Source organism: Aurantibacter sp. UH7, from assembly GCF_056839165.1.
In genome coordinates, this window is sequence record NZ_CM166388.1 from 2,604,718 (window position 1) to 2,631,574 (window position 26,857).

At 35.3% G+C, this 26,857-nt stretch carries 18 protein-coding genes and 1 tRNA gene; 15 read left to right on the plus strand and 4 right to left on the minus strand.

The genetic code is table 11. The features are described 5' to 3' along the window. Nucleotides 1–156 precede the first annotated feature (156 nt). The gene (glgB, locus tag UH7x_RS10960) at nt 157–2,064 is read left to right on the plus strand and encodes a 1,4-alpha-glucan branching protein GlgB (protein ID WP_482359978.1); all 1,908 of its coding nucleotides are present in this window, start codon (nt 157–159) and stop codon (nt 2,062–2,064) included. Between the two features lie 152 nt (nt 2,065–2,216). Continuing rightward, complete coding sequence (locus UH7x_RS10965; RefSeq protein ID WP_482359979.1) at nt 2,217–4,625, plus strand: glycoside hydrolase family 31 protein; 2,409 nt, start codon at nt 2,217–2,219, stop codon at nt 4,623–4,625. Nucleotides 4,626–5,135: 510 nt separating this feature from the next. Here the strand turns inward: UH7x_RS10965 and UH7x_RS10970 are convergent. After that, on the minus strand, nt 5,136–6,491 hold the full coding sequence (locus UH7x_RS10970) for a sugar porter family MFS transporter (RefSeq protein ID WP_482359980.1): 1,356 nt from the start codon (nt 6,489–6,491) through the stop codon (nt 5,136–5,138). A 289-nt stretch (nt 6,492–6,780) separates the two neighbouring features. Further along, complete coding sequence (locus tag UH7x_RS10975) at nt 6,781–8,022, minus strand: 3-deoxy-D-manno-octulosonic acid transferase (protein ID WP_482359981.1); 1,242 nt, start codon at nt 8,020–8,022, stop codon at nt 6,781–6,783. A gap of 100 nt (nt 8,023–8,122) precedes the next feature. On the opposite strand from UH7x_RS10975, the gene UH7x_RS10980 reads away from it, so the two are divergent. From UH7x_RS10980 to UH7x_RS11000, 5 genes are all read left to right on the plus strand, one after another. Beyond that, nucleotides 8,123–9,280, plus strand: coding sequence for a DegT/DnrJ/EryC1/StrS family aminotransferase (locus tag UH7x_RS10980; RefSeq protein ID WP_482359982.1), 1,158 nt, complete (start codon nt 8,123–8,125; stop codon nt 9,278–9,280). A gap of 81 nt (nt 9,281–9,361) precedes the next feature. Further along, nucleotides 9,362–10,378 carry a UDP-glucose 4-epimerase GalE gene (galE, locus tag UH7x_RS10985; RefSeq protein WP_482359983.1) on the plus strand — a complete coding sequence of 339 codons (1,017 nt, stop codon included), beginning with the start codon at nt 9,362–9,364 and terminating at the stop codon, nt 10,376–10,378. A gap of 230 nt (nt 10,379–10,608) precedes the next feature. Beyond that, nucleotides 10,609–13,935, plus strand: a complete 3,327-nt coding sequence (locus UH7x_RS10990; protein WP_482359984.1) for a transglutaminase family protein — start codon at nt 10,609–10,611, stop codon at nt 13,933–13,935. Nucleotides 13,936–13,947: 12 nt separating this feature from the next. Beyond that, nucleotides 13,948–16,509: a circularly permuted type 2 ATP-grasp protein gene (locus UH7x_RS10995; RefSeq protein WP_482359985.1), complete on the plus strand. Its 2,562-nt coding sequence runs from the start codon at nt 13,948–13,950 to the stop codon at nt 16,507–16,509. Between the two features lies 1 nt (nt 16,510). Then, nucleotides 16,511–17,407 (plus strand): transglutaminase family protein, encoded by an 897-nt coding sequence (locus UH7x_RS11000; RefSeq protein WP_482359986.1) that lies wholly within the window; start codon nt 16,511–16,513, stop codon nt 17,405–17,407. An 11-nt stretch (nt 17,408–17,418) separates the two neighbouring features. Here the strand turns inward: UH7x_RS11000 and UH7x_RS11005 are convergent, their stop codons facing one another. After that, nucleotides 17,419–17,964 carry an alpha-ketoglutarate decarboxylase gene (locus UH7x_RS11005; protein ID WP_482359987.1) on the minus strand — a complete coding sequence of 182 codons (546 nt, stop codon included), beginning with the start codon at nt 17,962–17,964 and terminating at the stop codon, nt 17,419–17,421. Nucleotides 17,965–18,065: 101 nt separating this feature from the next. Here UH7x_RS11005 and UH7x_RS11010 point away from each other — a divergent pair, with 101 nt between their 5' ends. Then, complete coding sequence (locus tag UH7x_RS11010) at nt 18,066–20,870, plus strand: 2-oxoglutarate dehydrogenase E1 component (protein ID WP_482359988.1); 2,805 nt, start codon at nt 18,066–18,068, stop codon at nt 20,868–20,870. A gap of 47 nt (nt 20,871–20,917) precedes the next feature. Next, nucleotides 20,918–22,138: a 2-oxoglutarate dehydrogenase complex dihydrolipoyllysine-residue succinyltransferase gene (gene odhB / locus UH7x_RS11015; protein ID WP_482359989.1), complete on the plus strand. Its 1,221-nt coding sequence runs from the start codon at nt 20,918–20,920 to the stop codon at nt 22,136–22,138. A 101-nt stretch (nt 22,139–22,239) separates the two neighbouring features. Here odhB and UH7x_RS11020 read toward each other — a convergent pair whose 3' ends face one another. After that, on the minus strand, nt 22,240–22,683 hold the full coding sequence (locus UH7x_RS11020) for a retropepsin-like aspartic protease family protein (protein WP_482359990.1): 444 nt from the start codon (nt 22,681–22,683) through the stop codon (nt 22,240–22,242). Between the two features lie 36 nt (nt 22,684–22,719). Between UH7x_RS11020 and UH7x_RS11025 the strand changes: the two genes are divergently transcribed. From UH7x_RS11025 to UH7x_RS11050, 6 genes are all read left to right on the plus strand, one after another. Then, nucleotides 22,720–23,487 carry a TatD family hydrolase gene (locus UH7x_RS11025; RefSeq protein WP_482359991.1) on the plus strand — a complete coding sequence of 256 codons (768 nt, stop codon included), beginning with the start codon at nt 22,720–22,722 and terminating at the stop codon, nt 23,485–23,487. Between the two features lie 13 nt (nt 23,488–23,500). Further along, entirely contained in the window at nt 23,501–24,529 is a 1,029-nt protein-coding gene (locus tag UH7x_RS11030) for an asparaginase (protein WP_482359992.1), read from the plus strand. A 68-nt stretch (nt 24,530–24,597) separates the two neighbouring features. Next, nucleotides 24,598–24,685: transfer RNA gene (locus UH7x_RS11035), tRNA-Ser, on the plus strand. 291 nt (nt 24,686–24,976) lie between these two features. Further along, nucleotides 24,977–25,765: a MotA/TolQ/ExbB proton channel family protein gene (locus UH7x_RS11040; RefSeq protein ID WP_482363598.1), complete on the plus strand. Its 789-nt coding sequence runs from the start codon at nt 24,977–24,979 to the stop codon at nt 25,763–25,765. A gap of 24 nt (nt 25,766–25,789) precedes the next feature. Further along, nucleotides 25,790–26,233 (plus strand): hypothetical protein, encoded by a 444-nt coding sequence (locus tag UH7x_RS11045; RefSeq protein ID WP_482359993.1) that lies wholly within the window; start codon nt 25,790–25,792, stop codon nt 26,231–26,233. Between the two features lie 14 nt (nt 26,234–26,247). Then, nucleotides 26,248–26,853: an ExbD/TolR family protein gene (locus UH7x_RS11050; RefSeq protein WP_482359994.1), complete on the plus strand. Its 606-nt coding sequence runs from the start codon at nt 26,248–26,250 to the stop codon at nt 26,851–26,853. The last annotated feature ends 4 nt before the right edge of the window (nt 26,854–26,857 follow it).

A 26,857-nucleotide genomic window follows, 5' to 3' on the forward strand; every position in this document is an offset into this window, starting at 1 on the left:
TGGTAATAAATAGTTTGAAGTAAATTGTAGAAGTTGAAATTTAAACTCATTTAGATAGTAAAAAAAAGTTACGCTAAAAGTATATAGGTGAGTTATTTGAAATATAAACAGGTTGTTATAGTAAACTAAAAACAGTATTTACCTAGAAAACCAAATATGAGCAACGTTATTGTACACAGTCTTTTAACCGAATTTGATGTAGATCTAATAAAAGCTGGCAAGCATTATCGAATGTATGAGAAGTTTGGCTCACATCTTATAACAGTAAATGGTGAAAAAGGAACTTATTTTGCAGTTTGGGCTCCATCGGCGAATCAAGTGTCAGTTATAGGCGATTTTAACTTTTGGACGGATGGAGAACATAAATTAAATGTGAGGTGGGATGATTCTGGTATCTGGGAAGGTTTTATTCCAGGAGTTAAGCAAGGTGAAACTTATAAATACAAGATACATAGCAACAATTATGGTATTCAAACAGAAAAAGCAGATCCTTTTGCCTTGAGCTGTGAACACCCTCCGAAAACTGCTTCAGTAGTATGGGATTTCAACTATAAATGGAAAGATAATGATTGGATGGGCTATCGTAAAGATAAGAACGCCCTTGATAAACCTTATTCTGTATATGAAGTTCATTTAGCTTCATGGAAACGTAAAATGGAGGAAAATCGTTCTTTAACCTATGCTGAACTTTCTGAAGAGCTAGTAGCATACCTTAAAGAAATGCAATTTACCCATGTAGAGTTTATGCCTGTAATGGAATACCCTTATGACCCATCTTGGGGTTATCAGTTAACAGGATATTTTGCTCCAACATCTCGTTTTGGTGAGCCAGAAGGCTTAATGTTATTGGTAGATAAACTACATCAGAATGATATTGGTGTAATTCTAGATTGGGTTCCTTCACATTTTCCTGAAGATGCCCATGGACTTGGCTTTTTTGACGGATCTCACCTTTATGAACATCCTGATAGAAAAAGAGGTTATCATCCAGATTGGAAAAGTTTAATTTTTAATTATGGTCGTAATGAAGTAAAATCTTTCTTAATTAGTAATGCATTGTTTTGGCTCGATAAATTTCATGCAGATGGTTTACGGGTAGATGCGGTAGCGTCAATGTTATATTTAGATTACTCTAGAGAAGAAGGGGAGTGGGATCCAAATAAGTTTGGAGGTAATGAGAATTTAGAGGCAATAGACTTTATTAAAGAGTTAAATGCTGCAGTGTATGAGAATTATCCTGATACTCAAACAATAGCAGAGGAATCTACCAATTTTACTGGAGTTTCTAAACCTATAGATTTAGGAGGTTTGGGCTTTGGAATGAAATGGATGATGGGTTGGATGCACGATACGCTTGAATATTTTCAAAAAGAAGGTATTTATAGACGGCACCATCAAAATGATATTACATTTAGCATGACCTATGCCTTTTCAGAGAATTTTATGTTACCACTCTCGCATGACGAAGTTGTTTATGGTAAAAAGTCAATAAAAGGCCGTATGACTGGTGATGAGTGGCAGCAATATGCGAATCTCAGACTGTTATATGGCTATATGTTTACGCATCCTGGAACCAATTTAATTTTTATGGGTTCTGAGTTTGGCCAAAGTGAAGAATGGAATTTTCAAGGAAGTTTAGATTGGCATTTGTTACAATATGACTTTCATAATGGGGTAAAGAAATACGTTACAGATTTAAATATGCTGTACAAAAGCATGCCTGCGTTATATGAAAAGCAGTTTAGTAGCGAAGGTTTTGAGTGGATTGATCACAGCGATGCTGAAAATTCAGTGCTATCTTATATCAGAAAAGGGCATGATGAAGAAAATGACCTTGTCGTTATTTGTAATATGACCCCTGTAATTAGAGAGAATTATAAGGTTGGACTCCCAAGAAAAGGAAGTCTAAAAGAAATATTTAATAGCGATTCAAAAAAGTATGAAGGTAGTGGGGTTTCAAATACTAAAACAATTAAAATTAAAAAGTCACCATGGCACAATAAATTGTATTCCGCAACGATTAATTTACCTCCATTAGGAGTAATTGTTTTAAAATGGGAATAATTAAGTCATGTTATTTTCGTATTTATTTTAAATAATTTCATGTAATTGACAAGAATTTTGATGATATTCAGCAATTTGTGAAATGCATTATAAAATATTTTTATTCTTAGCAGAAATGATTTCATTTGTGTGTAATTAACTAAATAAAAACTATGATTACTAATACTGAACTGGAATATAAGGGTAACCTTTTTCCGGGTAAGATAGCTACATATGAGAAAAATGTTGACACCTTAATTTTTAAGGCAGATAATGATATTTTCTTACAAGTTAAGATTTTAAGAGACGGAGTATTGCGTTTTCGCTATACTAGCCATCAAGATATAAGTCAAGATTTTTCCTACGCAATAACTAAATATCATAGTGAAGGTTATAATCATCTAGAGATAACAGAAGATGATGATAAGTACACCATTACTACTGCTAAATTGATTTGTGAAATTCATAAATCAGATATGCGAAAAGCTATCTATGATGCCGAAGATAAAACCTTACTTAGTGAAGACGAATTAGGTTTTCATTGGGAAGAGAGTTATGAGTTTGGTGGTAACGTAGTTAAAATGAGTAAAGTGAGTCAAGAAGGCGAAAGCTTTTATGGTCTTGGTGATAAGCCTGTTCATTTAAATTTAAAAGGAAAGCGCTTTGAGAACTGGGTTACAGATTCATATGCGTATTCTAAGGATACTGATCCAATATATAAAACAATTCCTTTTTATGTCGGTTTGCATAAAACGAAGGCTTATGGAATCTTTTTTGACAATACGTTCCGTTCATATTTCGATTTTTCAAGTGAACGCAGAAATGTAACAAGCTTTTGGGCACAAGGGGGTGAAATGAATTATTATTTCATTTATGGTCCGGATATGGCTGATGTGGTTGCCGATTATACCGATTTAACTGGAAAGCCACACCATTTACCACCACTTTGGGCGTTGGGTTATCACCAATGTAAATGGAGTTATTATCCAGAGTCTAAAGTCAAAGAAATTACCAATAAATTTAGAGAATTACAGATCCCTTGTGATGCAATCTATCTCGATATAGATTATATGGAAGGTTTTAGGTGTTTTACGTGGAATAAAGATTATTTCCCAGACCCTAAAAGAATGGTAAAGGAGTTGGAAGATGATGGCTTTAAGACGGTGGTAATTATTGATCCAGGAATCAAAATAGATCCTGAAAATGATGTTTTTCAAGAAGCACTAGAGAAGGATTATTTCTGTAAAAGAGCAGACGGTCCATATATGAAAGGTAAAGTTTGGCCAGGAGAATGTTATTTCCCAGACTTCACAAAGCCGGAGGTTAGAGAATGGTGGGCAGGATTGTATAAAGAATTGATAGAAGATATTGGAGTACGCGGTGTTTGGAATGATATGAATGAACCTGCAGTAATGGAGGTGCCAAACAAAACTTTTCCAAATGATGTGAGACACGATTATGATGGTAATCCATGTAGTCATAGAAAAGCACATAATGTATATGGTATGCAAATGGCTAGGGCAACCTATCATGGAGTTAAGAAGTTTATTTATCCAAAAAGACCATTTGTAATAACAAGAGCAGCATACTCAGGAACTCAGCGTTATACTTCTTCATGGACAGGTGATAATGTTGCAAATTGGGAACATCTATGGATAGCTAATATTCAAGCACAACGTATGTGTATGTCCGGTTTTTCTTTTATTGGCTCTGATATTGGTGGTTTTGCTGAACAGCCGAATGGCGAATTGTATGCACGTTGGATTCAATTGGGTATTTTTCACCCATTTTGTAGAACACACTCATCTGGAGATCATGGAGATCAAGAACCTTGGGCATTTGATGAAGGTATTACTGATGTTGTTCGTAAATTTATTGAGATTAGATATCAGTTATTACCTTATTTATATAGTACCTTCTGGCAGTATGCAAATGAGGGAGTGCCAATGTTGAAATCGTTAGTAATGATAGATCAGGCAGATCCACAAACGCATTTTAGAACAGACGAATTTGTAGTTGGTGATCATATATTGGTTTGTCCTATAATTGAACCTAATGCAAAAGGAAGAAGGATGTATGTGCCTAGAGGTAGATGGTATAATTTCTGGGATGATGCAGTTGTTATTGGTGGAAAAGAACAATGGGTAGATGCCGATTTAGATTTCATGCCAATTTTTATTCGTGAGGGTGCAATTATTCCAAAATATCCTATTCAACAGTACGTAGGGGAAAAGGAAATTACAGAACTAGTTTTAGATGTATACTATAAAGAAGGAAAAGAAATGTCGATGGTGTATGAAGATGCCAATGATGGTTTTGAGTATGGAAATGGAGTGTACAGCGAACGAAACTTTAGTTTTACAGGTAAAGAAGATGAAATAATTATACAACAGTACAAAGCAGGCAAGTATATTACTTCATATGAAACATTGAAAATTAATTTACATGGTTTACCATTTAAAATTCTTAAAGTAGAAATTGATAACGAAGAGATTTCTTCTAAAGATCTAAACGTAAGTAATGGGAATACATTAATTGTTAAGAAAACCTTTGACGTGTTACATATTATTGGTAAGAAATAGTGGTTTAAAATTGTAACATTTATAGTTTAGATCAGTCTATTATATTAAGATGTCATTTTTGATATTTTGAATTGGTCAGTACAAAGCCATCTGCATTAGTAGGTGGCTTTGTTTATTTATAAAAGGAAATAAAAAAAAGCCTTGACATCTGTCAAGGCTATCTTTTTTTGTCAAAATCAAATTTTTAATTATAAATAGGAATTAGATTCAATTTGGGAATTGAAATATTAATCTAATTAAAGAACTCCAACACCGACGAGTAGAAGACCTACAACGACAGCAATTAAAGTAATAACCAGAAAAAAGACCATAACTTTTAAAAATCCGTTTAATAGACGGGTTCCAAATGTAATATCAGTTTCCATATAATTAATTTACTAGTTTGAATAAATATAATAAAAAAAAGTGTCTGTATTGCAGTGAGTTATGTTAATTCGATGATTGGTATAAAACTTATTTTATTAGTACGTTGTACTGCAAAAATATTCGACAACTTGTTTTAAAGAAATTTTAGTTGGTCTTTTTTTCTCCACTTAGTGTTTTGCTTAACTCCTCCAAGGATACCCCTTTTGTCTCGGGCATCATGAAAATCACAAATAGTAATTGTAGTACCATCATAAATGCAAAGAAGATAAAAATCGGCCAAGGATTGTCTTTGAATATTCCATCATTAGCATCTAAAAATATAGGTGTAACTAATGTTATTATTGCAGCAAAAACCCAATGTGTACCTGTGCCCCAAGATTGACCATATGCACGAACTTTATTCGGGAATATCTCCGAGATGAAAACCCAAATAACGGCACCTTGGCCTACTGCATGAGAAGCTATAAATACTAGCACAAAAGTTAATAATAACGCTGAGCTGGCACCAGAATAAAAGCACCAGCCTACCATGCTAAGACTAATAATATAGCCGTATGATCCAATTTTTATTAGTTGTCTTCTACCTAATTTATCAATTAACCAAACTCCAACAAAAGTGAAAATTAGATTTACAATGCCTATAGCGATAGAGCTGAATAATGATTCTTGTGCTGCAAGACCTGCTCGCTCCAGAATTTCCGGGGCATAATATAGTATAAAATTAATACCTGATAATTGATTGAAAAATGCAATTAAAAAGGCTAGTAAGAGCGGTTTGCTATAGCGGCCAGAGAATAGTTTTTCCTTTACCGAAGAGATAGACATACTATCTTTTATTTCTTTTAATTTAATTTGTGCCTGTTCTTCGTTGTATAATAGTTTTAATGTTTTTAAAGCGCCAACATCATCACCTTTAGTTATTGCGAGCCATCTAGGGCTGTTGGGTATGCTTACAACCATTATGGTGTATAATAAAGCGGGGATGGCTTCAACGCCAAGCATCCAGCGCCAATCGTTACTTCCACCAACACCTTGTAGTAGGTAGTTCGAAATAAAAGCAATTAGAATACCCAATACTAAGTTGAATTGGTAAAGAGCTCCAAGTTTACCTCTGTTTTCTGGCGAAGAAATTTCAGATATATATATCGGCGCAGCTACCGATGATGCACCAACACCTAAACCTCCCACAAACCTAAAGAATGAAAACATATAGGGATCGGTGGCGATTCCAGAACCTATTGCTGAAACTGCGTATAGAATTCCAATCCAAAACAGTGTCTTCTTTCTACCAAAACGGTCACAGGGTATGCCGCCAAATAAAGATCCGACCACTGTGCCCCAGAGAGCCATGGACATAATAAATGTACCATGAAACCACGGCGAAGTGTCCCAAAGTTCCTTAATTGGCAGATTCGCGCCAGAGATAACTACAGTATCAAATCCAAATAGAAACCCAGAAAGTGCTGCAGTAAGTGATATTCGAAAAAGTTTAGAATTCATTTAGTTGGTTTTACGGTTTAGGTAAAACTAACAAAAATTAAATAATCTAATTATAGTACTGCTATACTTGGTTTTAGGGAATCTGACTGTTTGATTTTTTTCTTTTTTAAAGAATTTATACTGTCAATCTCTCTATGGTTTTTTTTAATTTTCTCAATGCCTTCATATCTTTTTAAAGGCTTTTTTTCTTTTGTTTTCTCAATAGTGCTATTACAGGCTAATAATAGTGTTATAAGGCAAAGGGGGGATATAATTTTTTTGAGGAACTGCATTAAACTAACGTTGTAGGTTAGAGTAATGTACGTATGTAATCGGTTATTTGGACGCTAGCACCTTTGTTTCGTTGAACATAAGTAGTATTAATGGCACCTGTTTCATTTAAGAATATACGGGGGTTCTGGTCTAAAAATAAGTGAAGTAATTTTTCAAATTCCTCGTAATTGTAAATCGTATAAATGCCCTTGTTCGCTACTAATTCTTCTGCTTCTTTAAAACCTTGAAAATTGGGGCCTATTATCACTGGAATGCCAAATACAGCAGGTTCTAGTGTATTATGTAAACCAGTAGCAAAACCACCGCCGACATATGCCAGGTCTGCGTAACTATAGATTTGCGTTAATAGGCCAATATTGTCAATTATTAAAACCTCAAAGTTTTGAATGGTCGATAAATCACTCTCAGAAAATAGTAGGACTTTTTTGTTGATGGAACTTTTTAGTTTTAAAATTTGATCGCTCTTTATATTGTGTGGAGCAATAACCCATTTCACGGATCTTTTAGAAACATTAATTGATTCAATTAAAATTTTTTCATCCTCGGGCCAAGAGCTTCCTGCAACAATGCATGTCTCGTTTTGTTTAAATTTTGCTATCAGTTCATTCGTATTGTCGCGCTCTAAGATTTGAGCGACACGGTCAAATCTTGTGTCACCACTAATAGTTGTGTTTTTTAGCTTAATGGATGCTAATAATTTTTTGGAATTTTCATCTTGTACAAAAATATGGTCAAATCTATTTAAGGCCTTCCGCATAAAGTTGCCATAGCTTTTAAAGTATATCTGATCTTTTTTGAAAATAGCAGAGACTAAAATGGTCGGTATGTTTCTTTTTTGCAATGCATTTAAAAAGTTTGGCCATATTTCATATTTAATAAAAATCACTAATTCTGGATGGACTTTATTTAAAAATTTACGTACGTTTTTTATGGTGTCTAAAGGCATATAGCAAACAACATCAGCCGCCTTTGTATTCTTTTTCACTTCATAACCCGATGGTGAGAAAAAAGTAACTACAATTTTTTTGGTCGGATATATTCCTTTCAATTTTTCAATAATAGGAAGGCCTTGTTCAAACTCTCCTAATGAAGCAACATGTATCCATATTATTTTATCATTGCTCGATATTTGCTTGTCTAATATCTGGAATGTGTTTTTTCGTCCCTGAACAAAAAGTTTTATTTTTTGATTAAATAGCGCTACTACTTGTAAGAGTAGCCAGGAAAGTTGAACGAAAATATTGTAGATGAAGTGCAATGTAGAAAACTTTGATACGAAAATACTTTTTCTTTTCTAAATGCATCTAAAATCATATAGACTCATTTTGTATTTTTGTATAACGCTATAAAAATCCTTCGTGAAAAAAATACAAATGGTCGATCTTAAAGGCCAGTATCAAGAGATAAAAGAACAAGTAAATAACGGAATAACTTCGGTTTTAGAAACTTCAGCATATATTAATGGACCAGAGGTTCATGCTTTTCAAGCTGAATTAGAGAACTATCTTGGGGTTAAGCATGTAATACCATGTGCAAACGGTACAGATGCTTTGCAAATAGCCATGATGGGGCTGGGTCTTAAGCCTGGTGATGAAGTGATTACAGCCGATTTCACTTTTGCCGCAACAGTTGAGGTTATTGCAGTGTTGCAATTAACCCCTGTATTGGTCGATGTGGATCCAGATACTTTCAATATAAATATTGAAGCAATCGAGCGCGCTATTACTCCAAAAACAAAAGCAATAGTACCCGTGCATCTTTTCGGGCAATGTGCAAATATGGATGCAGTTTTAGAAATTGCTGAAAAAAATAATCTTTTTGTAATAGAGGATAATGCACAAGCAATTGGTGCAAGCCATACATTTAAAGATGGTGGTAAGAAAAAGGCAGGCACTATGGGTCATGTAGGGTCAACATCTTTTTTTCCATCAAAGAATTTAGGCTGTTACGGAGATGGTGGAGCTATTTTTACCAATGACGATGATTTAGCGCATACCATTAGAGGTATTGTCAATCATGGTATGTATCGCAGGTATTATCATGATGTGGTTGGAGTGAATTCTCGATTAGATTCTATTCAAGCAGTAGTATTAAGATCTAAATTACCATTGCTCGATTCGTATTGTGAAAAGCGCAGAGCTGCCGCTAGAAAGTATTCGAAGGCATTTGAGGGTCAAGAAAATATTGTTGTTCCTAAAATGATAGCAGAAGCTTCAGAGGAAAATCAAAATTATGCTTGTCATGTATTTCATCAATACACATTGAAAATAACCAATGGTAAGCGAGATGAATTGGCGGCTTATTTACAATCTAAGGATATTCCGCATGGAGTTTATTATCCTGTTCCATTGCATTTGCAAGAGGCATATAAAAATAAACGCTATAAAGAGGTAGATTTTCCGATAACGAACCAATTGGTGAAGGAGGTGATATCGCTTCCAATGCACACAGAGTTAGATGATGAACAGATAAACTATATTACAGAGGCTGTTATCGGTTTTGTTAATGCTAAGTAATTAATAGTTTTATTTTTGCATCTCGCTTAGAAAAGAATTACATCATACTCCGGTGTTACTGGAACGAAAAAATAATTTTTCATGAAAATATTAGTTACAGGTGGTTTAGGATTTATTGGATCGCATACTGTTGTCGAATTGCAGAATGAAGGTTTTGAAGTTGTTATTATTGACGATTGTTCTAATTCTACAGAAAAAGTGTTAGACGGTATAGTTTCAATCACAGGCAAGTTGCCCCTGTTTGAAAAATTAGATTTAAAGGAACGTGATAAAGTTGAGAATTTCTTTAAAAAACATGATGATATAGAAGGTGTTATACATTTTGCAGCCTCAAAGGCGGTAGGAGAGAGTGTTGAAAAACCATTGTTGTATTACGAGAACAATATTGGAACTTTGGTTTATATCTTGAAGGAGCTTTCACAGAAAGCGAAATCAAGCTTCATTTTTAGCTCTTCTTGTACCGTTTACGGGCAAGCAGATGAAATGCCTATTACTGAAGATGCTCCGGTAAAAGTAGCGGAATCACCTTATGGGAATACTAAGCAGATGGGTGAGGAGATTATTGCAGATACTTGTAATGTAACTCCTAGCTTAAATGCCATAGCTCTGAGATATTTTAATCCTATGGGAGCTCATCCAAGCGTAGAAATAGGTGAGTTGCCAGTAGGTGTTCCACAAAACTTAGTACCTTTTATAACGCAAACCGCAATGGGAATGCGTAAAGAACTTTCTGTTTTTGGCGATGATTATCCAACGGAAGATGGCACTTGTGTTCGCGATTATATCCATGTTGTAGATTTAGCTAAAGCCCATGTTGTGGCATTGAAAAGATTACTCGAAGGAAAAAATGAATCAAATTACGAAGTTTTTAATGTTGGAACAGGCACTGGTAGTACTGTTTTAGAGGTAATTAAGAGTTTTGAAAAGGTTTCTGGTCAAAAATTGAACTACAAAATAGTAGCTCGAAGAGCAGGTGATATTACTACGGCTTATGCCGATACTACAAAAGCAAATACTGTTTTAGGGTGGCAAGCGAAATCTACTCTAGATCAGGCTATGAAATCCGCATGGGAGTGGGAGCAAAAAATTAGAAAATAGTTTTTCATTTTCCGAGTTCTTTCTAGAAGTATGCCTAAGAACATTATTGTAAATCCAAACTTGCGAAATGTTAACAATTTTTATGGAATTATTGTTATAGATTATCAATCTAGCAAAAAGAGCTACCTATATTTTTTTATAGAATAAAAGTTGTACTTAGTTTACTGATTTAGATAGTTTTTGCTAGAATTAGTACTTATCTTAGAAATTCTTGAAAATTTCAATCGCATATGGCACTAAAAGTAGCAATTGCTCATAAAACAGTATATAAATATGATCGACGGGTAAATCTTTCTCCTCATATTTTTAGGTTAAGACCTGCGCCACATAGTAGAACACCAATTGAGGCATATTCTATTAAAATAAAGCCTGAGAATCATTTCTTCAATTGGCAACAAGATCCATTCGGCAATTATCTAGCGCGAATAGTTTTTCCGGAGAAAACAGAAGAGCTTTCCGTAGAGGTAGAAATTATAGCAGATTTAAAAACTATTAATCCTTTTGATTTTTTTGTAGAAGAAGCTTTTGAGAATTTTCCGTCGTCTTATTCCGAAGATCTTAAAAAAGAGCTATTACCTTACTTAGAAATAACAGAAAAAGGTCCTCTGCTACAGGAATGGCTCGATAAAATAGATCTTACTCCGATGCGAACTATTGATTTTCTCACAGGATTAAATCAAAAATTATATGAGTATTTAAATTATACCATACGAATGGAACCGGGGGTGCAAAACTGTGAACAGACTCTGGGGAATAAATTAGGGTCTTGTAGAGATTTTGCTTGGGTAATGGTACAGACACTTCGTCATTTAGGTTTGGCAGCTCGTTTTGTTTCAGGTTATTTGGTGCAATTAAAGTCCGACGAAAAATCTTTAGATGGTCCTTCAGGGCCTGAAGAAGATTTTACAGATTTACATGCTTGGGCAGAAGTTTATTTGCCTGGGGCTGGATGGATAGGCTTAGATGCTACTTCCGGACTTCTTGCTGGTGAAGGACACATTCCTTTAGCTTGTACACCATCTTTTGAGAGTGCGGCTCCTGTATATGGATTAACCGACCCATGTGAAACCGAATTTGAATTTGATAATTCTGTTACTAGAATTTTTGAATCTCCACGAGTAACAAAACCATATACCGAAGAACAGTGGCAAGCGATTTATAATTTAGGATTTGTTGTTGAAGATGAATTGCAGCAGAATGATGTTCGTCTAACTATGGGAGGTGAACCTACTTTTGTTTCTGTGGATGACATGGAGGGTGAAGAGTGGAATACATCTGCTGATGGTGAGCATAAGCGAGAATTAGCTAGTTCCTTATCGCTACGTTTACTTGATGCCTTTGGTAAAGGTGGAATGTTGCATCATGCTCAAGGTAAGTGGTATCCTGGTGAACCGCTTCCTCGCTGGCTAATAGGTATTCATTGGCGTAAAGATGGAGAATCTATCTGGAAAAACCACAAATTATTGGCTTCCTTTACCGAATCCTATACTTTGCCAAAAGATATTACGAGTACATTTTTAAATACGTTGACTAAATATTTGGTCTGCAGTAGTGATAGTATTGTTCCTGCTTTTGAAGATGCTTTCTATTTTTTATGGGAAGAAGGAAAACTGCCAGTAGATGTAGAGCCGAAAGATTACGATAAGAAAGATACAGCCTTGCGACGCAAGTTGGGTGAAGTGTTAGAGCAAGGTATAGGTAAGCCAGTGGGTCATGTTTTTCCGTTGGCGAAAAAAGATGATAATTGGATTACTAACCAATGGGAATTTCGAGGTAAACATTTGTATTTAACTCCTGGTAATTCACCAGTAGGGTTACGTTTGCCTTTAGAATCACTTCCGAAAGAACCAGAAGTGCCATCGGAACCTACTGCAGAACCAGAATTATTTGAGGCCAAACCGCCATTAGAAAATTATGGGTCGGATTTGCAAAAAAGATTAGAGAATAATTCCACTTTTACAACCAGTAAAAAACAACCTTTTGTGCGCACAGCTATTTGCGCGGAGGTGCGAGATGATAAATTATTTTTATTCTTACCACCTTTAGATACAGCCGAAGACTTTTTGGATTTAGTGTCCAGTATAGAGGCTACGGCTAAAGAATTGAATGTTCCTGTAATTATGGAAGGTTATGATCCACCTCGAGATAATCGTCTTGAGGTATTGAAAATCACACCGGACCCTGGAGTGATTGAGGTGAATGTGCATCCAGCTAAAAACTGGAAAGAGCTTACTGATAATACATTAAAGCTTTATAAAGAAGCTAAGAAATCACGATTGGGTACCGAAAAGTTTATGCTCGATGGAAAGCATACGGGAACTGGCGGGGGTAACCATGTAACTTTAGGTGGTGTTACTCCTGCTGACAGTCCTTTACTTAGAAACCCGCAATTGTTAAGAAGTTTGCTTACTTTCTGGCAGCATCATCCTGGACTTTCGTATTTATTTTCCGGAGCATTTATTGGTCCTACAAGTCAAGCACCAAGAGTAGATGAGGCAAGATTGGAAAATCTATATGAATTGGAAATTGCATTTTCGCAGATTCCCGATGACGAAGAAGTGCCTTTCTGGTTAACAGATCGTTTGTTTAGACATCTATTAACAGATATTACGGGAAATACACATCGTGCAGAGTTTTGTATCGATAAATTATATTCTCCAGATTCATCAACGGGTAGATTAGGTATATTAGAATTAAGAGCTTTCGACATGCCGCCCCATGCACAAATGAGCTTGATGCAAATGTTGTTAGTACGTACGCTAGTTTCGTGGTTTTGGAAGAAACCTTATAAACACGATTTAGTGCGTTGGGGTACAGAGTTGCATGATAAATTCTTGTTGGAACATTATGTAAAGGAAGATATTCGAGATATAGTAGAACAATTAAATGATGCTGGTTATCCTTTTAAATTAGATTGGTTTGATCCATTTTTTGAATTCCGTTTCCCATTATATGGTATGGTTGAGATTAATTCTATGCAAATTGAATTGCGCATGGCGATAGAACCATGGAATGTATTGGGTGAAGAAATGTCGGGTAGGGGAACAGCGCGATATGTTGACTCATCTTTAGAAAGGGTTCAAATAAAAGTAAGAAATTTCACAGACGAACGTTATAGTCTAACATGTAATGGGGTGAAAATTGAACTAAGCTCAACTGGCACAAAAGGTGAGTATGTGGCGGGAGTGCGATACAAGGCATGGGAGCCTTGGTCGGCATTGCACCCAACTCTTGGAGTTGATGTGCCTTTGGTTTTTGATATTGTTGATATGTGGAATAAAAAATCTATTGGAGGATGTACTTATTTTGTAGCGCACCCCGGTGGGCGTTCTTATGAAACATATCCTGTGAATAGTTATGAGGCAGAATCTAGAAGAATTAATCGTTTTTGGGATTTTGGTCACACACAAGGAGAGATAACTCCTATGGAAATGGGTCCTGTTACAAATTTTACGAGTAGAATGGTTGAACCTAAGAATGCTTCCAATACCTTTGTGTATAAGGAGGTGCCTGTAAACCCTGAATATCCACATGTGTTGGATTTGCGAAAGAAGTAATCGAAAAGTTGTATGCCGATAACAAGTACTCGTTGGTTGAGTAATTATATTACTGCATTTAAAAATGATGAGATGTTTACGCCGGATAATGGTGTAAAATCGTATTGGAATAAATTGCTTAAAGAATTTGATGAAGTTGGTGTCGAAGGTTTAATAGCCCGTCAAAAAGATATTGATTGGTTGCTTTCTGAAAATGGAGTTACCTATAACGTCTATAATGATCCAAATGGAATGCACCGTCCATGGAACCTAAATGTGGTTCCTTTTTTACTCCGACAGAGCGAATGGCAAACAGTAGAAGCTGGATTAAAGCAAAGAGCCGAATTGCTGAATTTGGTTTTAAAAGATATTTATGGTGAGCGAAATTTAATTAAAAACGGCATAGTTCCCCATGAAGTAATATACGGCCATCGTGGTTTTTTGAGACAATGTGCAGGTATAGAGTATACGACAGAAAAGTTTCTTTCAATATATGCGGCCGATCTTTCTCGTGGTACCGATGGTAGGCTTTGGGTGGTTAATGATCGTTCTGAAGCGCCTTCAGGAATGGGTTATGCGCTCGAGAATAGGTCTACCACAAGTAGAATATTACCAGAAATGTTTGGCAAAATGAACGTAAAACGTCTTTCTGGCTTCTTTGAGGAATTAAACCAGATGTTAATAGATGCCTCTCCAATAAAAAAGGAAAATCCAAATATTGTTATATTAACTCCTGGCTCACATAACGAAACTTACTTCGAGCATGCATATTTATCCTCATTTTTAGGTTATCCTTTAGTTCAAGGGAATGACTTAGTGGTAAGAGATGGTTTTCTTTGGATGAAATCTTTACAAGGTCTTAAGCAAATTGATGTTGTTTTACGCAGGGTAGATGATGCCTTTACTGATCCTTTAGAATTACGTGAAGATTCTCATTTAGGTGTTGCCGGCTTGCTAGATGTAGTTCGAAGAAAGAATGTATCAATTGTAAACCCAGTTGGTAGTGGTGTTATCGAAAACCCGGGATTAATTCCTTTTATGCCTGCGGTTGCGAAGTATTTTCTAAATGAAGATTTAATTCTGCCTCAAATAGCATCTTGGTGGTGTGGTCAAGAGCAAGAGAAAAAATATGTGTTAGAGAATCTTTCTCAATTGGTTATTAAAAGAATAGATCGTACAAATAGAGAAAGTATACATTTTGCTGAATTTATGAGTTCGGAAGAGTTAGATGAACTTAAGGAAGAAATAGAGACAACACCTTACCGATATGTAGCTCAAGAAAAAATAAGTTTTTCAACTGCACCTAATTTGGTTGGAGCTTCTATTGAATCTAGAAACTTGGTTACTCGCGCATTTTGTATCGCGGGAAATGAAGATTACAATGTAATGCCCGGTGGTTTGGTTCGCGTGGCCCCAGATAGAGAAACAGTAAGAGTTTCTAATCAGCGTGGAGGTACAAGTAAAGATTTTTGGGTGATTCAAGATACTCCTGTTCAGGAGAATTCAAATAGGCAGTGGCAAAAAAAGAGCCCAATTGCAATTTCTGGTTTAAATGATTTACCAAGTCTTACTGCTGAAAACTTATATTGGGCTGGTAGGTATGTGGGTCGTACTTTAGTTAATGCACGTTTTATTCGGATGGTTATGAGGCAAATGGCCTTAGAACAGAATAAAAATGAGAAACCAGATGCTATTAAACTTCAGGTTTTATTTAAGGCGGTTACGCATTTAACAGGAACGTATCCTGGTTTTGCAGAAAAATCTAAAGATGGTAAGCAAGCTATGGAGAATCCCATGGAAGAAATGTTGTCTGTAATATTAGATAAAGATAGACCTGGCAGTCTTGCGCATACAATTTCAATGTTTAGTAATTCGTATTACAGTATTCGAAATCTGTGGTCGTCGGATATGTGGCGAGTATTTGAGAATATTCAAAAACTCTGGAATTCATTTGAGAAAAGTGATGACCGTTCTGTAAATAAAATACTGAAAGTGCTTAATCAGTTAATAACGCGATTAATTGCATTTATGGGTCTGATTGAGGAAAGTATTTTAGTGCAACAAGGGTTGTTGCTTTATTTCATTGGCTTGCAATTGGAGCAAAGTATGTTAACGATTACAAAGTGTCGTTCACTTCTTACTATAAAGTATGATGAGCAAGTAGAATATGATTTGCTCGAATATTTTTTAACGAGTCATGAAAGTTTGAATATTTATCGATATAGTTATCGATCTTACATTCAAATAGAAAATGTATTAGATTTAGTGGTGTTTGATTTAGAATATCCTAGGTCTTTAACTTTCATGTTAAATAGAATTCAAAAAGATATTGCACGATTACCACATTCTCGAAATGATAATAATCTCAGTAATTATCAAAAATATATTTTTGATGCATTTTCTAAACTTCGTTTAGCTGAGTCTTCTATTTTGGTTAAGACGAAAAGTGATTCTGATTTTTCACGTGAAGAACTTGATGAGTTATTGGGTAATCTCTCTAAACTTTTATATCAAACATCTCAATCTATCAGTAGTACGTATTTCAATCATACAGATAAGCAAAATCAATTGGTAACGCAGTCATTCCCGATATAGTATGATTTTTAATGTCACCCATACGACTAAGTATAAATATAATGCTCCAATAAATTATTGCCAGAATATTGCTACTTTAAGACCAAGAGAATCAAAAGGTCAAGAGTTGTTGGATTATAAAATTGATATAACGCCAAGCCCAGCAGAAATATCTGAACGAATAGATTTTTTTGGCAATTATATAACTCGCTTTTCAATTCAAACCGAGCATAGAGAATTAAAGGTTACAACTAGAAGTAAAGTTGTTCGAAATTATTCTCAATTTCAAGATTCTTTTTTCTCTCCAGCATGTAAGGGTACTACTATGAATGAAGCTCTATTGGCTTTGATTGGAACTAATGGTGATGTTGCTGTTATGGATGCAAAACAGTTTGTTTTGGAGTCCATTTTTATTAGACGTGCTGATGCCAATATACGTGAATATGCTAAAGTTTCATTTAAGCCTAATCGTTCTGTTTTTGATGCAGCTTTTGAGTTAATGCAGCGTATTTATACTGATTTTGATTTTGTTTCGGGCTTTACTAGTATATCTACTCCTATTTCGGAAGTAATGAAGGAGAAAAAAGGAGTTTGTCAAGATTTTGCCCAGATTGCTATAGCTTGCATTCGTTCAGTCGGATTGCCAGCTAGGTATGTTAGTGGTTATATTGAAACACTACCACCTGAAGGAAAAGAAAAATTAGTTGGTGCCGATGCTTCTCATGCATGGTTTTCTATATTTATACCTAGTTTTGGTTGGGTAGATTTTGATCCAACAAATAATTTGATTCCAATGGATCAACATATTGTTGTAGGTTGGGGTAGAGATTATTACGATGTACCGCCGCTAAAAGGAGTTGTTTTTGGAAGTGGGAAAAGTAAACTAAAAGTAGAAGTTGATATTGCTTCTGTTGTTTAGTTGTTTAAATTCTAAAAGTATACCCGGACAAATGGCATCCAAGCTCCAGCATAAATACTTTTGTTGGAATCAAAAAGTACATCGTATCGAATCCCTATAGTTGCAAAATTACTAGTATAGCCTAATCCTAGAAATAAAGCTGGGGACCAAAAGTTTTCTTCGTATAGAGTGCTACCATTATCAAATCGTTGATTTACACGTAATTGTTCTAATTCTGCAGAAATTTGTAAAAAAGGTATTGGATTATATAAGCTCAATATACTACCGCCATAAGCTGTACGTTTATCTTCTAAATATTTTGCGTAGTTGAAAGATACACTTGCACCTGCTGCAAATTGATTGTTGAATTGATAAATAGCACTTGGAGAGACGCTGGCATTAAACCCGCCGTTAGTGAATCCTAAGCCTAGGCCGCCACCAAAACGTACATTGCTCCAAAAAGCATTTGGGCTTTTAGTCGACTGGTTTTGGTCTTGAGCATAACCAATGCTGTTGATAAATAACAAAAAGAAAAATATAGTTAAGTTTTTAAAACAACTGAATTGAACAATTTGCATTATTTGTAATTTTACTTGAATATAAGGGCTAAGATAAGCCTAGAATTGTTAAATGTTGTATTTTTGAAGAACTTTTACAAAGCTGAAAGAGTAATCTTTATATGGATAATTATTCGTTTTTAAATGCCGCACATACTTCATTTTACGCGGAACGTTACGATCAGTACTTAAAAAACCCTGATAGTGTTGAACCTAGTTTACGTGCCTTTTTTCAAGGTTTTGATTTTGGAGTAGAGAGTTCTTTAGATGAACTTGAAATTCAAGAAGGTAGTGCAACTATGACAATTGCCAATGGTGAGCAAGTGGTAGTGCCGGAGTCTTTTCAGAAAGAATTTCAGGTCATACGTTTGATTGATGGCTATAGGAGTCGCGGTCATTTGTTTACTGAAACTAACCCTGTAAGGGAAAGAAGAAAGTATTCGCCGACATTAGAAGTTGCAAGTTTTGGTCTCACAGAGGCTGATATGAATACCGTGTTTAATGCTGGTGAAATAATTGGTATTGGTGCAGCTACGCTAAGTGAAATCATAAAACATCTCAAGCGAATTTATTGCGATGCTATAGGGGTGGAGTATATGTATATTAGAAAGCCTGAGCGGATTGAATGGATTCAGAATTGGTTGAATGTGAACGACAATCATCCTAATTTCGATGATAATCATAAAAAACATATTCTTAAAAAATTAAATCAAGCGGTATCTTTTGAAGGCTTTTTGCATACTAAATATGTAGGTCAAAAACGTTTTTCCTTAGAAGGTAACGAGTCTTTAATTCCGGCATTAGATGCAATTGTTGAACGCGCCGCAGAAATGGGTGTAGAGCAATTTGTAATGGGAATGGCACATAGAGGTCGTTTAAATGTCCTAACTAATATTTTTGGTAAGAAGGCGAAAGATATTTTCAGTGAGTTCGATGGTAAAGACTATGAAGAAGAGATTTTTGATGGTGATGTTAAATATCATTTAGGGTGGACCTCCGATCGCATTTCAGATAATGGTAACAAGATTACCATGAATATCGCTCCTAATCCTTCACATTTAGAAACTGTTGGCGCTGTGGTAGAAGGTATTTCACGAGCCAAACAAGATGCAAGTTATAAAGGCGATTTTTCTAAAGTATTACCTATTGTATTACATGGTGATGCTGCTATTGCTGGGCAAGGAATTGCTTACGAATTGGTGCAAATGGCAACCTTAGATGGTTACAAAACTAACGGTACTATTCACATGGTAGTCAATAATCAAATTGGCTTTACAACTAATTATTTAGATGCTAGATCATCTACCTATTGTACAGATGTTGGTAAGGTTACATTAAGTCCGGTGCTTCATGTAAATGCAGATGATGCCGAGGCTGTTGTACACGCCGCAATATTTGCACTAGAATATAGAATGCGATTTGAACGTGATGTATTTATTGATTTATTAGGATATCGTAAATATGGGCATAACGAAGGTGATGAACCACGTTTTACCCAGCCAAAATTGTATAAAGCAATTGCTAAGCATAAGAATCCAAGAGATATTTATGCAGAAAAATTATTAGCAGAAGGCATTATTGATGATGGATATGTTAAGCAATTAGAAAAAGAATATAAAGAATCACTTGAAGAAGAATTAGAAGATTCACGTAAAGAGGCGAAAACTGTCATTACTCCTTTTATGGAAGATGCTTGGAAAGGTTTTGAACGCGTTCGTGAATGGGAGATGTTAGATACAGTTGACACAACTTATGATAAGAAGAAATTAACTCATGTTGCCAAAACCATTACCGAATTGCCGGAAGGTAAAAAGTTCTTAAGAAAGGTTGAGCGATTAGTAGGTGATCGTAAAAAAATGTTTTTTGAGAGTGATAAGCTAGATTGGGCAATGGGGGAACTGTTGGCTTATGGTAGTTTGCTTGAAGAAGGTTTTGATGTTCGTATATCAGGGCAAGATGTGGAAAGAGGCACTTTTTCACATAGGCACGCTGTTATGAAGGTCGAAGCTAGTGAAGAAGAAGTATTGCTTCTAAATCACGTTGCCAAAAAGCAAGGTAATTTTGAAATTTATAATTCACTATTGTCAGAATATGGTGTGGTTGGTTTTGATTACGGATATGCTATGGCTAGTCCGAATACCCTAACTATTTGGGAAGCTCAATTCGGTGATTTTAGCAATGGTGCTCAAATTATGATTGACCAATATATATCGGCAGCTGAAGATAAATGGAAATTGCAAAACGGCTTGGTGATGTTACTTCCACATGGTTATGAGGGTCAGGGAGCGGAACATTCTTCAGCTCGTATGGAACGATATTTACAGCTATGCGCAAGAGATAATATGTATGTGGCAGATGTTTCTACGCCTGCTCAAGTATTTCATATTTTTCGAAGACAAATGAAGGCGAATTTTAGAAAGCCGCTTATTATATTCACGCCAAAAAGTTTATTGCGTCATCCAAAAGCGGTTTCAACTGTTGATGAATTAGCAAATGGAAGTTTTCAAGAAGTTATTGATGATGCCACTGCAGATGTTAAAAAAGTGAAGTCTTTGGTTTTCTGTACTGGTAAATTCTATTATGATCTTTTGGCTAAACAAGAAGAGTTGGATCGAGATGATGTTGCTTTGGTTCGTTTAGAGCAATTGTTTCCGCTTCCGATAGAGAAAATAGAAGAAATAATTAAGAAGTATAAAGCTGCTGATGATTTAGTTTGGGCTCAAGAAGAACCTAGAAATATGGGAGCTTGGAGTCATTTAATGATGCATTATAAAGGTGCAAGTAAATTTAGAGTTGCAACTAGAAGATTTTATGCTGCTCCGGCGGCAGGTAGTGCAGTTCGATCTAAGATGAGACATCAACAAGTTATTGATTTTGTTTTCGATAAAACAAAAGATAATATGACACGTAGAAAGCCAAAACAATAACGCAACAAGAGTTCAATAATAAAAAAGACTACTAAAGATATAATAGTATGGTATTAGAAATGAAAGTACCCTCGCCAGGGGAGTCGATTACCGAAGTAGAGATTGCAGAATGGTTAGTAGAAGATGGTGATTATGTCGAAAAAGATCAGGCTATTGCAGAGGTCGATTCAGATAAAGCTACATTGGAATTACCTGCTGAGGAAAGTGGAATTATTACCCTTAAAGCAGAAGAAGGTGATGCTGTTGCTGTAGGTGCGGTGGTTTGCTTGATTGATACTAGTGCGGAAAAACCTGCCGGTGGCGATGCGCCAAAAACAGCCAAAAAAGAAGAGGAACCAAAGGTTGAGGTGAAAGCGCAGCCAGCAGCAAAGGTAGAAGCTAAGACATATGCAACTGGAACAGCTTCACCTGCTGCAAAGAAAATATTAGATGAAAAAGGTATTTCAGCTTCGGCTGTTTCTGGGTCTGGTAAAGATGGTAGAATAACAAAAGACGATGCTGTGAAAGCTAATCCTTCTATGGGCACACCTACTAGTGGTGGTAATAGAGGAGAGTCACGTTCTAAGCTTTCGATGTTAAGACGTAAAGTTGCCGAAAGATTAGTTGCGGTGAAGAATGAAACGGCAATGTTAACTACTTTTAACGAGGTAGATATGTCACCGATTTTCGCCTTGCGTTCGCAGTACAAAGAAGATTTTAAATCGAAACATGGAGTTAGTTTAGGGTTTATGTCATTCTTTACTAAAGCAGTAGTTAGAGCATTAGAGATGTATCCTGCAGTAAATTCTATGATAGATGGTAAAGAGATGATATCGTATGATTTTTGTGATGTAAGTATTGCGGTATCCGGGCCAAAAGGTTTGATGGTTCCCGTGATACGAAATGCAGAAAATTTAACCTTTAGAGGTGTGGAAGCTGAAGTTAAAAGATTGGCTATTCGCGCTCGTGATGGTGAAATTACAGTTGACGAGATGACAGGTGGTACATTTACCATTACTAATGGGGGTGTATTTGGTTCTATGTTGTCGACGCCAATAATAAACCCTCCTCAAAGTGCTATTTTAGGTATGCATAATATTGTAGAAAGACCAATCGCTCGTGATGGTGCTATTGCAATAGCACCTATAATGTATGTCGCTCTTTCTTATGATCACCGTGTCATTGATGGTAAAGAGTCTGTTGGTTTCTTAGTTGCCGTAAAGGAGGCTTTGGAGAATCCGGAGGAATTATTAATGAATGGTGATGTGAAAAAAGCACTGGAAATGTAAACGAATAATATTAAATATAAAATCCCCTTATCAAGTTGATAAGGGGATTTTTTTTGTACAATTAATAGTATGGTTTATCACATTTTCTTCCTTGTCATACTTTACTTATTGCTCAAATAAAGTTTTTTCGAATTATAATCAATAATTGCATTTGATTTAATTAGGATATCTGCTCCGATAATTCCATCAACCGGACTCGCTTTATGTTGGGTTAGCGCTTCGTTTACATGTACCAAGTCAAAAAGTACAATTTTAATTTTCTTCTTTTTCCAATTGCCAAGCGAGATTTTATTTTTAGTTGAAATTTGCGTGTCCATATCAGTTGCTCCAGCTCCTGCAGCTTTTATTTTAGAGTCTTTGGAGGTTAGTTTAAAGAACTCCATTTTGTCTATTCCAACGCATGTATTGGATGCGCCTGTGTCAAGAATAAATTTACCAGCTACTCCGTTTAAGGTTGCTTTAATTTCAAAATGGTTGGTACCAGTAAGTGTTAGCGGTATTTGAGTGTATTTTTTTTTCTTAAGAAGTTTTTTAAGACTTGACATACTTTTTTTTGGTAAAGATAAACCTATTTTTGCAGCATGATATTAACAGATACACACACCCATTTATACAGTGAAGCTTTTGATGAAGATCGTGATGAGGTTGTGGCTAATGCATTGAAAAATGGAATTTCACGTTTTTTTATTCCTGCTATTGATTCTACTTATACGTCGGCAATGTTAGCACTAGAAAAATCTTATCCTAATAATATTTTTTTAATGATGGGGTTGCATCCAACACATGTAAAAAAAAATTATATTGAGGAACTCGCACATGTAACAGAGATGTTGAGTAAAAGAAAATTTTATGCTATTGGAGAAATTGGAATTGATTTGTATTGGGATAAATCATTTTTAGAACAACAACAAGAGGCTTTTAAGCAACAAATTCGATTGGCTAAGAAATATAAACTACCAATTGTGATTCATTGTAGAGATGCTTTTGATGAAGTATTTGAAGTTTTGGAAGGTGAGAAAGGCGATGATTTGTATGGTATTTTTCATTGTTTTACAGGCGATATTAACCAAGCGGAACAAGCTATTTCTTATAATATGAAATTAGGAATTGGTGGGGTGGTTACTTTTAAAAATGGTAAAATTGATACTTTTCTAAATCAGGTAGACGTTAAGCATATTGTTTTAGAAACTGATTCACCATATTTAGCACCGGTACCATATAGGGGAAAACGAAACGAAAGTGCATACCTTATTAATGTTTTAGAGAAACTTTCAAATATTTATAATTTAGATTCTAATGAGTTAGCGCAAATTACAACTCAGAATTCTAAAGATATTTTTGGAATTTGATAAATAGTCTAAATTGAAAAATACTACTTCTATTTTGTTAATCTATACTGGTGGTACCATTGGTATGGTAAAAGATTATGAGTCCGATTCGCTTGTGCCTTTTAATTTTAAAAAGTTAGAAAAACATATTCCCGAATTGGGGCAACTCGATTGCGAAATTGACTCGGTTTCTTTTGAAAGTCCTATCGACTCATCTAATATGAATACAGATTATTGGGTGAAAATAGCGGAAATTATAGAGAAGCATTACAACACACATGATGGTTTTGTTGTACTTCATGGTAGTGATACTATGAGTTATTCGGCGTCTGCCTTAAGTTTTATGTTAGAGAATTTGTCAAAACCAGTGATTTTTACGGGTTCTCAACTGCCAATTGGTGATTTAAGAACAGATGCAAAAGAAAATTTAATTACTGCAATTCAGATAGCCTCTTTGCGTAAAAAAGATACGCCCGTTGTACGCGAGGTGTGTTTGTATTTTGAATATAAATTATACCGAGCAAATAGAACTACAAAAATTAATGCAGAACATTTTCAGGCTTTTGCTTCATTAAATTACCCTGCTCTTGCAGAGTCGGGAGTACATTTAAAGGTTTATGAGGAGAATTTGTTAAAGATAAATTCACGCAAAAAGCTAAAAGTTCATAAGCAAATGGCTACAAATGTTGCAATCTTGAAGTTATTTCCTGGAATAAACGCGATTGTTTTTAGAAGTATTTTAAATACTCCAAATTTAAAAGCATTAATTATTGAAACGTACGGAGCAGGTAATGCGCCAACAGAAAATTGGCTAATGTCTGAACTTAAATATGCTAATTCTAAAGGAATACATATTATTAATGTTACCCAATGCTCTGGAGGTAGCGTAATTATGGGGCAATATAAAACAAGTGAGCATTTAAAAAAGTTGGGAATTATTGATGGAAAAAATTTAACTACAGAAGCAGCAATTACAAAATTGATGTATCTGATAGGTGATGATGTTTCTTCTAAACTGTTTAAAACTGTGTTTGAAACATCACTTCGTGGGGAGATGAATTAAAATTATCAAAACAAATTTCATAGTACAGTATTTTTTTTGTTTCTTGGACTCCTTGAAATTCTGAATTTAGAGAGGTGGCCGAGTGGTCGAAGGCGCACGCCTGGAAAGTGTGTATACATCACAAGTGTATCGAGGGTTCGAATCCCTTCCTCTCTGCGAGAACATATGTTAGTTGAAACAAATGTAAAAACTCGCATTAGTGTTTAAGAGAATGTGTAAATTGCTTTACCATTCAACTACTTATAATAAAGTTGAAAGTCGAATTAATGAAATATAAGCTGCTCGCAGCATAATGAATATAGTAGTTTGAATAATAAGAGCTACAAAAGTGATGGATAAGAAGTTGATTTTTAGTAGCTTCTCTATCTATTTCTTATTAACTTTTTTAATTGCAAAATTTTTATATCTTTAACCCTATTAACTAACTAATATTTAAGTTTGAACGAAATGAAAAAATTATTCTCTATCCTAGCAATGACTGGGTTGTTTGTCTTAAGTGCAAACATGGTAAATGCAAAAACAATCGCTGCATCGGCAGTTTCGAATCTTTCGACAACTGTAACAGCAACGGCAGTTATGTTACAAGACGAAGCTCCAGAAGCAGCAAAGAGCTTTACACAAGTTTTAAAAGAAATGTTTATTACTGGTGGTGCCAGTTTTATGGGTATCGTTCTTTTATGTTTAATTCTTGGTTTAGCAGTAGCTATTGAAAGAATTATTTATTTAAATATGGCTAGTACAAATACTAGTAAATTGAAGCAACAAGTTGAAGATGCATTAGCATCAGGTGGTGTAGAAGCTGCTAAAGAAGTTTGTAGAAATACAAAAGGGCCAGTTGCATCAATATACTATCAAGGTTTAGATAGAGCTGGTGAGAGTATAGAATCTGCAGAGAAAGCTGTAGTATCTTATGGTGGTGTTCAAATGGGACAACTTGAGAAAAACGTTTCTTGGTTATCTTTATTTATCGCTATTGCACCAATGCTTGGTTTCATGGGTACGGTTATTGGTATGATTCAAGCCTTCCAAAAGATTGCTGCTGTTGGTAACTTGAGTGCATCACTTATTGCAGGTGATATTCAGGTGGCATTATTAACAACAGTATTCGGTCTTATTACTGCGATTATTCTTCAAATTTTCTATAACTATATTATTGCTAAAATTGATAGTATCGTTAACGATATGGAGGACTCTTCAATCTCTTTGATTGATATGTTGGTGGATCACAAAAAATAAGTCGGACTCTTAATTCAAAGCATCATGCATAAAATAATAAAAATTGCACTTTTAGTGGTCGGATTAATCGGAGCCCTGCTTTGGTTTATGCTGCCTGAAAGTGAAATGCCCGCCTCAGAAGCGGTAAATAGTGGAGCAATGAGCGGTATGTTCATTATCACATATATATTACTGGCTATTGCTGTTGTTGCAAGCCTTTTATTCACCTTAATGAATTTATTTGCTAATCCGGCTGGTCTTAAAAAGACTTTGATGGTTGTAGGTGGTTTTCTGGTAGTTGTTGTAATTGCTTACGTATTTGCTAGTGGTACCGATGTTAGTGTCGAGGAAATGGCAGGTCGAGGAATTGAAACATCAGAAAGCACAATTAAGAAAATTGGAATGGGATTAAATGTATTTTTCATTCTTACTATCGTAGCTGTGGCTTCTCTTGTATTACCTGCTGTAAAAAATATGTTTAGTAAATAAAAAAATAGATAACTATGGCTAGAAGAGCAGGAGCACCTGAAGTAAGCGCTGGATCAATGGCGGACATAGCTTTCCTATTACTTATCTTTTTCTTGGTAACGACTACCATTGAAACGGATGCAGGTTTGGATCGTATGTTGCCTCCAATGGAGCCGCCAGAAGATGATGTTGTTATCAAGCAAAAAAATATTTTGCAGGTAATTATCAACCGAAATGGTCAGTTACTTGTTGACGATGAGTTAACGGATATTAAGGCTTTAAGGTTGAAGGCTAAGGATTTTTTAGATAATAACGGTGATGGTACATGTACCTACTGTAAAGGTAGAAAGAATGCCGAATCGTCTGATAATCCATCTAAAGCGATTATCTCTTTAAAAAATGACCGTGAAACAAAGTATAGTACATACATTACAGTTCAAAATGAATTAGTAGGTGCATACAATGATTTGCGTGACCGAGAAGCGAATAGGCTTTTTGGTAAAGATTTTACAGAGATGGAAGCTACCTATTTAGACCAACAGACCCCTCCAAGTGAGAAAGAGAAGTTGAAAGAAAAGGTAAAACAGGTTCAAGAGCTTTTTCCTCAGAAATTATCGGAGGCAGAAACATCAGCTAATTAACAAG

Bases quoted from the DNA above. Each gene is read 5' to 3' on its own strand.
- UH7x_RS11000 (WP_482359986.1), top strand. From the start codon at position 16,511: ATGATTTTTAATGTCACCCATACGACTAAGTATAAATATAATGCTCCA.
- UH7x_RS11025 (WP_482359991.1), top strand. From the start codon at position 22,720: ATGATATTAACAGATACACACACCCATTTATACAGTGAAGCTTTTGAT.
- UH7x_RS11020 (WP_482359990.1), bottom strand. From the start codon at position 22,683: ATGTCAAGTCTTAAAAAACTTCTTAAGAAAAAAAAATACACTCAAATA.
- UH7x_RS10990 (WP_482359984.1), top strand. From the start codon at position 10,609: ATGGCACTAAAAGTAGCAATTGCTCATAAAACAGTATATAAATATGAT.
- galE (WP_482359983.1), top strand. From the start codon at position 9,362: ATGAAAATATTAGTTACAGGTGGTTTAGGATTTATTGGATCGCATACT.
- UH7x_RS11005 (WP_482359987.1), bottom strand. From the start codon at position 17,964: ATGCAAATTGTTCAATTCAGTTGTTTTAAAAACTTAACTATATTTTTC.
- glgB (WP_482359978.1), top strand. From the start codon at position 157: ATGAGCAACGTTATTGTACACAGTCTTTTAACCGAATTTGATGTAGAT.
- UH7x_RS11045 (WP_482359993.1), top strand. From the start codon at position 25,790: ATGCATAAAATAATAAAAATTGCACTTTTAGTGGTCGGATTAATCGGA.
- UH7x_RS10965 (WP_482359979.1), top strand. From the start codon at position 2,217: ATGATTACTAATACTGAACTGGAATATAAGGGTAACCTTTTTCCGGGT.
- UH7x_RS11010 (WP_482359988.1), top strand. From the start codon at position 18,066: ATGGATAATTATTCGTTTTTAAATGCCGCACATACTTCATTTTACGCG.
- UH7x_RS11050 (WP_482359994.1), top strand. From the start codon at position 26,248: ATGGCTAGAAGAGCAGGAGCACCTGAAGTAAGCGCTGGATCAATGGCG.
- UH7x_RS10995 (WP_482359985.1), top strand. From the start codon at position 13,948: ATGCCGATAACAAGTACTCGTTGGTTGAGTAATTATATTACTGCATTT.
- UH7x_RS10970 (WP_482359980.1), bottom strand. From the start codon at position 6,491: ATGAATTCTAAACTTTTTCGAATATCACTTACTGCAGCACTTTCTGGG.
- UH7x_RS11040 (WP_482363598.1), top strand. From the start codon at position 24,977: ATGAAAAAATTATTCTCTATCCTAGCAATGACTGGGTTGTTTGTCTTA.
- odhB (WP_482359989.1), top strand. From the start codon at position 20,918: ATGGTATTAGAAATGAAAGTACCCTCGCCAGGGGAGTCGATTACCGAA.